Origin of the sequence: Shewanella sp. SG41-4, assembly GCF_014164505.1 — a bacterium.
Taxonomy (GTDB): Bacteria; Pseudomonadota; Gammaproteobacteria; order Enterobacterales; family Shewanellaceae; genus Shewanella.
Genome location: NZ_JACJFI010000126.1, coordinates 1 through 11,652, shown reverse-complemented (window position 1 = coordinate 11,652; position 11,652 = coordinate 1). Strand labels below are relative to the sequence as shown.

Below are 11,652 nucleotides of genomic sequence, written 5' to 3'. Positions count from 1 at the left end.
CGCTGAAGCTCAAGCAAAAGCGGAAGCTGAAGCGTCTGCTTTGGCTTTTGCTTGAGCTTCTAATTCAGCTTGTTTTGCTAATTCTGTATCATCACGCTTAACAAAAGTACGTTTCTTACGCACTTCTACTTTTACGTCTTTTGACTGACCGCCAGTGCTTGGAACACTTAACGTAGACACTGTTTTACGTTGCAATGTCATTTTAGTCGGAACAGAATCTGCACCATGCTGTTTTTTTAGATAATCAAGAAGCTGTTGCTTCTCTTTCTCTGAAACAGTATCGAGTTGTTTTTTACTTATACCAGCATCTGAGAATTGCTCGATTAATCGATCGACCGATTTTCCCACTTCCGCTGCTAATTTTTCTACGCTTGTATCTGCCATCAATTAAATCCCCCTGTTGATCGACTTATGCTTCTTCGCCAAACCAACAGATATTGCGGGCAGCCATGATGAGCTCACCTGCTTTTTCTTCTGTTAATTCTTCAATATCAATTAAATCGTCAATACCTTGCTCGGCCAAGTCTTCTAAAGTCACTACGCCTTTGCTCGCAAGAACATAAGCTAAATGTCTTTCTAATCCTTCCAATGCTAATAAATCATCACTTGGCTCTGCACCATCTAACGCTTCTTCAGACGCTAATGCTCTTGTCGAGATAGCAGCTTTTGCACGTTCACGTAATGCTTCAACGATTCCTTCGTCGAAACCTTCTATTGCTAATAGTTCAGATTCTGGGACATAAGCAATCTCTTCTAACGAAGTGAATCCCTCATCAGCCAAAACGGCTGCAAAATCTTTATCTACATCCAGATAAGCCACAAACAAATCAATCACTTTGGCACTTTCGGCTTGGTGTTTTTTGTTCATGTCTTCAACTGTCATTACGTTTAGTTCCCAACCTGTAAGTTGAGTGGCTAAACGTACGTTTTGGCCATTACGACCAATAGCCTGGGCCAAACTGTCAGCTTCTACAGCAATATCCATCGAGTGGTTATCTTCATCCACAATGATAGATGCAACATCTGCTGGGGCCATAGCATTGATCACATATTGTGCAGGATTATCATCCCACAACACAATATCTACTCGCTCGCCACCTAACTCGTTTGATACGGCTTGCACACGTGCGCCACGCATACCCACACAAGCACCAATAGGGTCAATGCGACGGTCATTTGATTTAACGGCGATTTTAGCACGAGCACCTGGATCACGAGCAGCACCCATTACTTCGATTAATTCGTCGTAAATTTCTGGCACTTCTACTCGAAAAAGCTCAATAAGCATTTCAGGTTTACTACGCGTTAAAAACAACTGCGCACCACGAGCCTCTGGACGTACCGAGTACAATAATGCACGCACACGGTCACCAGGACGGAAAGATTCACGGCTAATTAAATCTTCTTTAAATAACACGCCATCAGCATTGTTACCTAAATCAACCACTACGCTTTCACGGGTACTTTTCTTAACAACACCAGTAACAATCTCACCTTCACGCTCAATAAATTGTTCAACAATTTGTGCACGTTCAGCTTCACGTACTTTCTGTACGATAACTTGTTTCGCGGTTTGCGTGGTGATACGGTCAAATGCAACTGAGTCGATTTGATCTTCAATAAACTCACCCACTTGAATCTCTGGTTCTTCATAACGAGCGGCTTCAAACGTAATTTCGCTGTATGGATTTTCCAGAGCTTCGCCTTTATCGTCAACTACCATCCAACGACGGAAAGTGTCGTAGTGGCCTGTTTTACGATCAATAGCTACGCGAACTTCAATATCGCCTTCATATTTTTTCTTTGTTGCGGTAGCCAGTGCAATTTCTAGCGCTTCGAAAATTTTCTCGCGCGGAAGGCCTTTCTCATTGGAAACCGCTTCTGCGACTAGCAGGATCTCTTTATTCATTTGGTCTTGCCTCGTTCTTCACCTGAAACTATCAAAACTTAGCTATAACGTTGCCTTTACGGATATTATCCAAAGCAACAATCAAGTCTTTACCATCAACTGTGATGGTGAGCATTTGCCCATCAACACTACTGATGACGCCTTTTAAATTACGACTACCGGCAACAGGCATAGTCAATTGTACTTTTGTTTCTTCACCTATATAAGCTGCATATTGCTCAGACGTAAATAACGGTCTATCTATGCCTGGTGAAGATACTTCTAATGTGTATTCTGTAGAAATAGGGTCTTCAACATCCATAACTGCGCTAACTTGACGACTGGCTTCTGCACAATCTTCAATATTGATGCCATTCTCGTGATCAATAAACACACGAAGAATTGAGTGACGACCAGCTTGAATATACTCAATGCCCCATAGTTTAAAGCCTAAAGCTTCAACAGGTACTGTTAACATTTCAACTAGCTTGGATTCTATTGTTGCCAAAAATGACCCCCAAAAAAACAAAAAAAGGGCTAATAGCCCCATTGCAATCCGTATAAAACACGGATATTTAAAAGTTCATATAACAAAAAACCCCGTAATCACGAGGTTATTTTATTATAAAACCTGTAAATTGCGACTTATTTTCTTACGAAACTAAATCACAAGGAGCTGGTTGCGGGGGCCGGATTTGAACCGACGACCTTCGGGTTATGAGCCCGACGAGCTACCAACTGCTCCACCCCGCGTCAACTGTTGCAAGTATATTGATTTACACTATATCTTGCAATAACTAATCAAACTCAATCCATGATTTTGTTAGTTTAAATTTGGTGCCGAGAGCGGGACTTGAACCCGCACGTCCGTTAAGACACAGCCACCTCAAGGCTGCGCGTCTACCAATTCCACCACCTCGGCGACACCTGGTATACTAGTCAGGAATTTTCGTTTCTGACTGTTCAGTCTGCACAGGCGCATCATCAATGATTTGCTCTACTGCTGGACCTAAATCTTTCCACTGATCATTTTGTTCAGTGTGATTGGCACTTAAATTACCAATCACTAAACTCAATGCAAAAAAACCAATGGCTAAAACTGCAGTACTGCGGGTCAGGAAATTACCTGAGCCACTTGAGCCAAATAACGTGCCTGAAGCACCGGCTCCGAAAGATGCGCCCATATCAGCACCCTTTCCTTGTTGAATTAAAATTAAGCCTATAAGACCTAAAGCTACCACCAAGTATACAACTATCAGAACTTCGTACATATAATTACGCGCTCATTGCTATGGTACATAAACTTAAAAACTCACTTGAGTTCAAACTTGCACCGCCAATCAGACCACCATCAACATCAGGCTGGGCAAATATATCTGCCGCATTGCTTGGGGTGACGCTACCACCGTATAGAATTCTGATATTCTCACCAATAAAGGGAGATACTTCAGAGAGGCGACTGCGAATAAACGCATGTACTTCTTGTGCCTGCTCTGGTGTTGCGCTTTTACCTGTTCCTACTGCCCATAAAGGTTCGTAAGCGATAATCGCGTTATCAAAAGCCATGGTACCGTTTTTTTCAATTACTATATCAAGCTCTTCCGCAATCACCTCAAAGGTACGTCTTGCTTCACGAGCTGGCCCTGATTCACCTACACATAAAATCGGTGTCAGACCATATTTTTGTGCTGCAGCAAATTTCTCTGCCACTATATTACTCGTCTCTCCGTACATACGGCGACGTTCGGAATGGCCGATAATAACATATCGACATCCAGAATCTTTTAGCATCTGCCCGGATATTTCGCCGGTGTATGCACCAAAATCATGTTGACTAAGATTTTGTGCACCCATTCTAACAAGCGCACCATCAAGGGCTTGCTTATTGGCTTCAAGCAGTTGCCGAACACTTTCAAGATAAATTGAAGGCGGGCATAAAACCACTTCAGCTGAATCATTTTGGAGCTTTGTAGCAAACTTCTTAAATAGTTCTTCTGCTAGCGCTGAATTACCATTCATTTTCCAGTTGCCAGCGACCATTGGACGTCTGAGTGCCATTCACTGTCTCCTCTGAAAGCGGCGTGAATAATAGCGAACCACTTATCAAGTTACAAGGGCTAAAAGGGGAATATTTCACATAAACTGTCGAAGCGTCTACTTTTTGAGCGAGCAACAACATAACTTAATATTCAAATGATTAACAGGCTGCCTTTACCGCGTCAGCAATACGATTTGCATGTGCAAGCACTTGCGGATGATCATCTCCTTCAACCATCACTCTAATTAACGGTTCAGTTCCCGATGTTCTTAATAATACCCGTCCGCGAGCACCTAATTGTAATTCAACCTCAATTTGTGCAGATTTTACAGCATCGGTATCCAGTGGATTAGAATCACCTTCAAAACGAACATTAACCAATACTTGAGGCAGCATCTTCATCGGCTCGGTTAATTGTTCAAGCGACGCATTTTGACGACGCATCGCCGCTAACACTAAAATGCCCGCAACAATTCCGTCTCCGGTGGTTCCATGATCGAGATTGAGAATATGGCCAGAATTTTCTCCGCCTATACGCCATTCATACTGTCTAAGCATTTCCATGACATACCGGTCACCAACTTTAGAGCGAACAAAAGGAATATCAAGCGCTTGCAGCGCTAAATCTAAACCTAAGTTAGACATTAACGTGCCAACGACTCCACCTTTTAAAATACCACGTTTTTGTGCATCTACAGCTAAAATATACAGGATTTGATCACCATCAACCACTTCACCATGACGATTAACCATCATAATACGATCGCCGTCACCATCTAATGCAATCCCTAAATCAGCTTTTTCAGCCAAGACAGTCTCACAAATTTTAGCCATTGATGTTGCACCGACCTTATCATTGATGTTGAGTCCATCGGGTTTATCACCAATCGCAATCACATCTGCACCTAATTCACGGAACACATTAGGAGCAATATGATACGTTGCGCCATGAGCACAATCGACGACAATTTTTAAACCTTCAAGTGTTTGGTCGGCTGGGAAATTCCCTTTACAATATTCGATGTAACGGCCTGCAGCATCTTCAATTCGACGAGCCTTGCCTAATAAGTGCGACTCAACACACACTAACGGCTTTTCAAGTTCAGCCTCAATTTCTAATTCAATAGCATCATCAAGTTTACTGCCATCGGTTGAGAAAAACTTAATACCGTTGTCATAGTAAGGATTATGCGAAGCACTAATTACCACACCAGCTTCTGCACGAAATGTACGAGTTAAATAAGCAACAGCAGGGGTCGGCATTGGGCCAAGTAATAAAACGTTTAATCCAGCAGCTGATAATCCAGCTTCTAAAGCCGATTCAAATAGGTAACCTGAAATACGGGTATCCTTACCAATAATCACTTTTTGAGTGCCATTTCGAGACAATACTCGTCCAGCAGCCCAACCGAGTTTCAATGCCAGTTCAGGGGTCATTTTACCCGCCCCTACTCTGCCGCGAATACCATCGGTTCCAAAAAATTTTCTTTGTTTCACAGGTCCCTGCTTAAGTGATTTCACTTTTATGATAACGGTATGGTGCCGTTCGCACTATAAGTAGGCCATTGTTTCTGACATAACTTTAAGCACATCGACAGTTTCGGGTACATCATGGACTCGTATAATATGTGCACCTTGCTGAGCTGCAATCAATGCCCCTGCAAGACTACCAGCAAGGCGTTGATCAGTATTACGCCCTAACAGGTCGCCAATCATGCTTTTACGCGATAACCCCACTAGTAAAGGTAAGTGAAATTCATGCAATTTAGGCAACGCCGCTAATAGACGGTAATTATGCGCTAAAGTTTTGCCAAAGCCAAAACCTGGATCAAGAATTAAGCGTTCGCGCTCAATTCCGGCGGCTTCACAGTAAGCAATACGCAATTCAAAGAAAGTGGCGACCTCATCTATCACATCTTGATACTCAGGTTCATCTTGCATGTTTTTAGGCTCGCCTTGCATATGCATCAAGCAAATCGGCACATCTAACGTCGCAGCCATCGCTAATGCCCCAGGCATTTGTAATGCGCGCACATCATTAATCAAATTAGCACCAGCATTAACGGCCTGCTCCATGACTTCTGGTTTGCTAGTGTCGATCGAAATCCATACATCGTGTGCTTTAGCCGTATATTCGATAATAGGAATAACTCTTGCGATTTCTTGTTCAACAGTGACTTCTGCAGCACCTGGGCGAGTCGACTCACCACCCACGTCAATAATTAATGCACCTTGTTCAACCATATAATCAACATGTCGACAAGCTTGTTCGAAATCGATATATTCGCCACCATCAGAAAATGAATCTGGTGTCACGTTTACAATTCCCATCACTATAGGGGTTGATAAATCGAGCGTTTTATTGGCATGAGTTAATTGAAACACAGGTATTTCCTACATAAGGTTAAAAACAAGAAAACCCCTTTCGGGGTTTTCTTTATTCACTAAATTATTTATTTAGCTGGTGATTCATCCGCATCATTGGTATCGGCTTTATTATCGACTTTAGCGTCGGTTTTAGCATCATCCAATGGCGTTTCAACTTCAGACTTAGGCGTGGTATTGCCATTATCTTTGTCGTCAGATGACTCATCTTTTTGCCATTCAGCAGGCATACGCACTTCACGGCGATGCATTAAATCATCAATTTGCAATGAATCAATCGTTTCGTACTTCATCAGTGCGTCTTTCATCGCATGTAAAATATCCATATTTTCTGTCAACATAGTTTGTGCACGTTGATAGTTTTTATCGATAAACATTTTGATTTCTGAATCAATTAATGTCGCAGTATCACCTGACATAGCCTTTGATTTACCCATACTTCGGCCTAAGAAAACTTCATTTTCTTCTTCCGCATAGAGTAAAGGACCCAGTTTGTCTGAGAAGCCCCATTGCGTAACCATATTGCGAGCAATCGACGTAGCGTATTTAATGTCTTGCGAAGCACCTGTCGAAACTTTTTCACTACCGTAAATAAGTTCTTCAGCTAAACGTCCACCATAAGCCACTGAAATCTGTGACTCAAGCTTGCGACGGCTTTGGCTCACTGCGTCAGCTTCTGGTAAGAAGAACGTTACACCTAAAGCACGACCGCGCGGAATAATGGTCACTTTATGTACCGGATCATGTTCTGGTACTAAACAACCGACAATAGCATGTCCGGCTTCATGATAAGCCGTCATCTCTTTGTCTTCTTCAGACATCACCATAGAACGGCGCTCTGCACCCATCATGATTTTGTCTTTAGCACGTTCAAACTCTTCCATACCGACTACACGACGATTACCACGAGCAGCAAACAACGCAGCTTCGTTAACAAGGTTTGCTAAGTCTGCACCAGAGAACCCTGGGGTACCACGGGCAATAACACTCGCTTTAACATCGTCTGATAAAGGCACTTTACGCATGTGCACTTTAAGGATTTGTTCACGACCACGCACATCTGGTAAACCGACGACGACTTGACGGTCAAATCGACCTGGACGAAGTAGTGCAGAATCGAGTACATCTGGACGGTTAGTTGCCGCAATGACAATAACGCCTTCATTACCTTCAAAACCATCCATTTCAACCAGTAACTGGTTTAATGTTTGCTCGCGTTCATCGTGACCACCACCAACACCTGCGCCACGCTGGCGACCTACAGCATCAATTTCATCGATAAAGATGATACAAGGGGAAGATTTTTTAGCTTGTTCAAACATGTCACGCACACGAGATGCACCGACACCCACAAACATTTCCACAAAATCAGAACCTGAAATAGTAAAGAATGGCACCTTTGATTCACCAGCAATAGCTTTAGCTAGCAAGGTTTTACCTGTACCTGGCTGCCCAACCATTAACACACCCGTAGGAATACGGCCGCCTAATTTTTGGAACTTGGTAGGGTCACGTAAATAATCAACCAGCTCTTTAACTTCTTCTTTTGCTTCATCACAACCCGCGACGTCTGCAAAAGTAGTTTTAATTTGGTCTTCACTCATTAGTTTGGCTTTACTCTTACCAAACGACATTGCGCCCTTACCGCCACCGCCTTGCATTTGACGCATGAAAAATATCCATACTCCAATCAGCAGTAACATTGGGAACCATGAAATAAAGATTTGAGTTAAGAAGCCTGATTCTTCAGCTTCTTGGCCTTTATAGTCAATACCTTTAGTTTGAAGATCATTGATTAAATCTTGATCATACATAGGCATAATGGTGGTGAACTTCTCGCCGGTACGTTTAGTCCCTTCAATGGTTCGTTGGTCGCTTTTTATTTCGACCTTGCTAACTTGACCATTTCGAACATTGTCCAAAAAGGCGGAATAATCCATCTTCTGCGAATTCGAAGAAGAGGGGGAATAACCCTGAAAAACTGACATCAGCACAACAGCGATGACAACCCAGAGTATTAAATTTTTAGCCATGTCACTCAAATTACTCGACCTCTTAACAGTCCTGCGATTATTAACTTTAGACTACTACAACTTGTAACCAGTCGCCACTAGATAGACTTCTCGAGAGCGCGCTCTAGAGGAGTCTGGTTTACGGGTTTTTACTACTTTGAATGCCTGCTTAACTGTTTTGATGTAATCGTCAAAGCCCTCCCCCTGAAAGACTTTAACAGCAAAACAGCCGTTAGGCGTCAACACTTGATGACACATATCTAGCGCTAATTCAACTAAATACATGGCTCTTGGCTGATCAACAGCACCCGAACCACTCATGTTCGGAGCCATATCTGATAGTACCACATCCACTTTATCTTGACCTACACGCTCAAGCAATGCCTGCAGCACTTTATCCTCTCTAAAATCGCCTTGAAGAAAATCAACGCCAACAATAGGATCCATCGGTAAAATGTCACAAGCAATCACTTTACCTTTGTCACCGGCTAATTTAACTGCGACTTGTGACCATCCGCCAGGGGCCGCACCTAAATCCACAACTGTCATACCTGATTTAATCAAGCTATCTTTTTGTTGGATCTCTTCTAACTTGAATGCTGCTCGTGAACGTAAGCCGCGTTTCTGGGCTAATTTCACATAGTGATCATCAAAGTGTTCTTGCATCCAGCGAGTTGAGCTCGCCGTACGTTTTTTTGTTGTCATTTAAATTCCGCAACGATTCAGAGTTACATAAGCTCTATATAAGGGTAGAATACCCGTTTTTCAACAGTAACTCAGCAAAAGTTGGTACAAATGAACTTAACAACCAAACAAAAACAGCATTTAAAAGGTCTGGCGCACAGTCTAAAACCAGTGGTGCTGCTTGGTGGCAATGGACTAACTGAAGGTGTTCTGGCTGAAATTGATAGCGCTCTTACACATCATGAATTGATTAAAGTGAAAATAGCCTCTGCCGACAGAGAGCTAAAAAATGCCATCGTTGACGCCATTGTACGTGAAACCCAATCTACGAAAGTGCAACTTATCGGTCATGTGTTAGTTATTTTCCGTCATTCGGCTGAAATGAAAATTGCTTTGCCTAAAGCCAAATAATTTCGCACCCTTTTATAAAAAGCCGCTGAATTCAGCGGCTTTTTTATTGGAGATGAATTATCGTTAATCAGGGATGATCAGGTATTGGAATAACTTGATAATGTTGCGCCTTTAAGCCAAGAAACTCAGGCAAGGTTGCACCAATTGAAATTGATGACCAAGTCCCCGTTAAAATACCAATAAACATCGCGATAGAAAAACCTTCAAGCGGTGCCCCACCCATAATCCATAAAGCCACAACCGTTATCAAGGTAGTACCTGATGTAACCATGGTTCTTGAAAAGGTTGATTTAATCGCTAAATTATTAATGTCAGTGATATTCCATTGTGGTTTAGCCACTAACTGTTCACGAATTCTATCCGCTATAATAATGGAGTCATTAAGTGAATATCCCAATATCGCCATTATCGCTGCGAGTACAGTTAAATTAAATTCCATTTGGCTTAACGCGAAAAACGCTAACACAAACACTACATCATGCACCAAGGCAACCAGTGCACCCGAAGCTAAACGCCATTCAAAGCGAAAACTCAAATACCCCATAATACATAGCATTGCAACTAACAAAGCTAAACTGCCTTGCTCAACCAACTCTTGGCCTACTTGTGGCCCAACAATACTGCTGTTTAATACATTTATATCGGTGTTTAATGGTGCCAATACTTCACCCAGTTCAGGGCGTTGGTTCTCATCTGGTATATTGGCATATCGCAAAACCCAACGGCCTGGTTCACTGGCTGAAATAACACTGACTTCTTGTTGATAGGCTGCGGCCATTAATGGCTGTATTTCACTGGCAGTAATACGATGTTCTACTTGAATTTCAGTGACCACGCCACCCGTAAAATCTAAGCCCCAATTAAACCCTTTTACTCCTATAGCCGTTAGCGATAACAGCATTAATACAATCGAAATCAGACTCGACGCATAACGCCACTTAGTTAAGTATTGCAGCTTGTCTGTTGAATAATTTGTTTGAGTTGAGTTCATAGAGTTACACCTTAATGGCGCGACGAGTGTCACGGCCATAAACTAAATTGATTAATGCGCGCGAAGCAAAAATACCAGTAAACATACTGGTCAATAATCCCAGACCTAAGGTCAATGCAAAGCCTTGAATAGGGCCATTACCAATTGAAAATAACACCACGGCAGTAATCATAGTGGTGAAGTTAGCATCAAAAATGGTAGAAAACGCACTATCAAATCCCACATCAATAGCACTGGCAAAGCTGCGACCTTCTGCAAGTTTTTCTTTTATTCGCTCAAATATTAGAACGTTAGTATCAACTGCCATACCGACAGTAAGCACTAACCCCGCAATACCTGGTAAGGTCAAGACCGCCCCAGGAATGAGTGCTAACAATCCAAATAACATCACTAAATTAGCGATTAACGCCACATTAGCTACCCAACCTAAACGTCGATACCAACATGCCATAAACAATAATGTTGCCGATAAACCTAAGGCTAGCGCAGCAAAACCATTAACAATATTCTCAGCCCCTAAACTAGGTCCAATAGTGCGTTCTTCCACTATCGTCACTGGTGCAGTCATAGAGCCAGCTCTCAATAACAAAGCTAGCTGCTGCGCCTCTTCATGACTGCCGGCTCCAGTGATTTCAAAGCGGTTACCGAGTTGACTCTGAATAGTTGCAACACTGATAATTGTAGTGGTTTGCTTGGCTTTACCTTGTTGATCACGGCTGTATTCGCTATAAGCGGTCGCCATAGGTTTACCGATATTATCCCGCGAAAAATCTGACATTAACTTGCCACCTGCAGCGTCAAGACTAATGTTTACTTTCGCCATACCAAAATCGCCAGTAGTGGCTCGCGCATCAATAATGTGATCGCCACCGAGTACTGGTTTTTTTGACACATAAACAGGCTCATTATGCTCATCATTCATCACGACCGCGTTGGCTGAATCAGCCTGCATTACAGGATAAAATGCCAAACTTGCCGTCGCACCGATAACATTTTTAGCGGTGGCAGGGTCTTGCACCCCAGGTAATTCAATCCGAATACGGTGTTCTCCTTGACGTTGAACTAAGGCTTCGGTAATACCGAGTTCCTCAATACGACTTCGCATGATTTGTAAGTTTTGCTGTACGGTTAAATTGGTTAATTTGAGCTGTTCATTTTCAGACAGATTGATACTCAAGGTTTGTTGATGCCCTGTGACTTGCCATTGTGGATATTGCTGACCAATAAATTGTCTTATTTGTCC

At 42.5% G+C, this 11,652-nt stretch carries 11 protein-coding genes, 2 tRNA genes and 1 pseudogene; 1 reads left to right on the top strand and 13 read right to left on the bottom strand.

What is annotated here, in order from left to right; genetic code table 11:
• Positions 1 to 18 precede the first annotated feature (18 nt).
• The 11 genes and pseudogenes from H5202_RS12555 to rlmE all read right to left on the bottom strand — a co-directional run.
• Positions 19 to 384, bottom strand: a pseudogene (locus tag H5202_RS12555) (translation initiation factor IF-2 associated domain-containing protein); the annotation flags it as partial.
• A gap of 25 nt (positions 385 to 409) precedes the next feature.
• The gene (nusA, locus tag H5202_RS12550) at positions 410 to 1,909 is read right to left on the bottom strand and encodes a transcription termination factor NusA (protein ID WP_182772373.1); all 1,500 of its coding nucleotides are present in this window, start codon (positions 1,907 to 1,909) and stop codon (positions 410 to 412) included.
• Between the two features lie 31 nt (positions 1,910 to 1,940).
• The gene (gene rimP / locus H5202_RS12545) at positions 1,941 to 2,396 is read right to left on the bottom strand and encodes a ribosome maturation factor RimP (protein ID WP_182772372.1); all 456 of its coding nucleotides are present in this window, start codon (positions 2,394 to 2,396) and stop codon (positions 1,941 to 1,943) included.
• A gap of 169 nt (positions 2,397 to 2,565) precedes the next feature.
• Positions 2,566 to 2,641 (bottom strand) — tRNA-Met (locus H5202_RS12540).
• Positions 2,642 to 2,723: 82 nt separating this feature from the next.
• A tRNA-Leu gene (locus tag H5202_RS12535) sits at positions 2,724 to 2,810 on the bottom strand.
• Positions 2,811 to 2,823: 13 nt separating this feature from the next.
• Entirely contained in the window at positions 2,824 to 3,159 is a 336-nt protein-coding gene (secG, locus tag H5202_RS12530; protein WP_182772371.1) for a preprotein translocase subunit SecG, read from the bottom strand.
• 4 nt (positions 3,160 to 3,163) lie between these two features.
• Entirely contained in the window at positions 3,164 to 3,946 is a 783-nt protein-coding gene (gene tpiA / locus H5202_RS12525; RefSeq protein ID WP_182772370.1) for a triose-phosphate isomerase, read from the bottom strand.
• Positions 3,947 to 4,085: 139 nt separating this feature from the next.
• Entirely contained in the window at positions 4,086 to 5,423 is a 1,338-nt protein-coding gene (gene glmM / locus H5202_RS12520; RefSeq protein ID WP_182772369.1) for a phosphoglucosamine mutase, read from the bottom strand.
• A 54-nt stretch (positions 5,424 to 5,477) separates the two neighbouring features.
• Positions 5,478 to 6,257 (bottom strand): dihydropteroate synthase, encoded by a 780-nt coding sequence (gene folP / locus H5202_RS12515; protein WP_220493868.1) that lies wholly within the window; start codon positions 6,255 to 6,257, stop codon positions 5,478 to 5,480.
• Between the two features lie 122 nt (positions 6,258 to 6,379).
• A complete protein-coding gene (ftsH, locus tag H5202_RS12510) occupies positions 6,380 to 8,353 on the bottom strand; it encodes an ATP-dependent zinc metalloprotease FtsH (protein WP_182772367.1) in 1,974 nt (657 codons plus the stop codon).
• Between the two features lie 45 nt (positions 8,354 to 8,398).
• Positions 8,399 to 9,028 carry a 23S rRNA (uridine(2552)-2'-O)-methyltransferase RlmE gene (gene rlmE, locus H5202_RS12505; RefSeq protein ID WP_182772366.1) on the bottom strand — a complete coding sequence of 210 codons (630 nt, stop codon included), beginning with the start codon at positions 9,026 to 9,028 and terminating at the stop codon, positions 8,399 to 8,401.
• Positions 9,029 to 9,118: 90 nt separating this feature from the next.
• On the opposite strand from rlmE, the gene yhbY reads away from it, so the two are divergent.
• The gene (gene yhbY / locus H5202_RS12500; protein WP_182772365.1) at positions 9,119 to 9,418 is read left to right on the top strand and encodes a ribosome assembly RNA-binding protein YhbY; all 300 of its coding nucleotides are present in this window, start codon (positions 9,119 to 9,121) and stop codon (positions 9,416 to 9,418) included.
• A gap of 67 nt (positions 9,419 to 9,485) precedes the next feature.
• On the opposite strand, the gene secF is transcribed toward yhbY, so the two are convergent.
• On the bottom strand, positions 9,486 to 10,409 hold the full coding sequence (gene secF / locus H5202_RS12495; RefSeq protein ID WP_182772364.1) for a protein translocase subunit SecF: 924 nt from the start codon (positions 10,407 to 10,409) through the stop codon (positions 9,486 to 9,488).
• Between the two features lie 4 nt (positions 10,410 to 10,413).
• The coding region (gene secD, locus H5202_RS12490) for a protein translocase subunit SecD (protein WP_182772363.1) at positions 10,414 to 11,652 on the bottom strand (1,239 nt) is incomplete at its 5' end.

Bases quoted from the DNA above. Each gene is read 5' to 3' on its own strand.
- nusA (WP_182772373.1), bottom strand. From the start codon at position 1,909: ATGAATAAAGAGATCCTGCTAGTCGCAGAAGCGGTTTCCAATGAGAAA.
- secG (WP_182772371.1), bottom strand. From the start codon at position 3,159: ATGTACGAAGTTCTGATAGTTGTATACTTGGTGGTAGCTTTAGGTCTT.
- tpiA (WP_182772370.1), bottom strand. From the start codon at position 3,946: ATGGCACTCAGACGTCCAATGGTCGCTGGCAACTGGAAAATGAATGGT.
- folP (WP_220493868.1), bottom strand. From the start codon at position 6,257: ATGGGAATTGTAAACGTGACACCAGATTCATTTTCTGATGGTGGCGAA.
- rlmE (WP_182772366.1), bottom strand. From the start codon at position 9,028: ATGACAACAAAAAAACGTACGGCGAGCTCAACTCGCTGGATGCAAGAA.
- yhbY (WP_182772365.1), top strand. From the start codon at position 9,119: ATGAACTTAACAACCAAACAAAAACAGCATTTAAAAGGTCTGGCGCAC.
- secF (WP_182772364.1), bottom strand. From the start codon at position 10,409: ATGAACTCAACTCAAACAAATTATTCAACAGACAAGCTGCAATACTTA.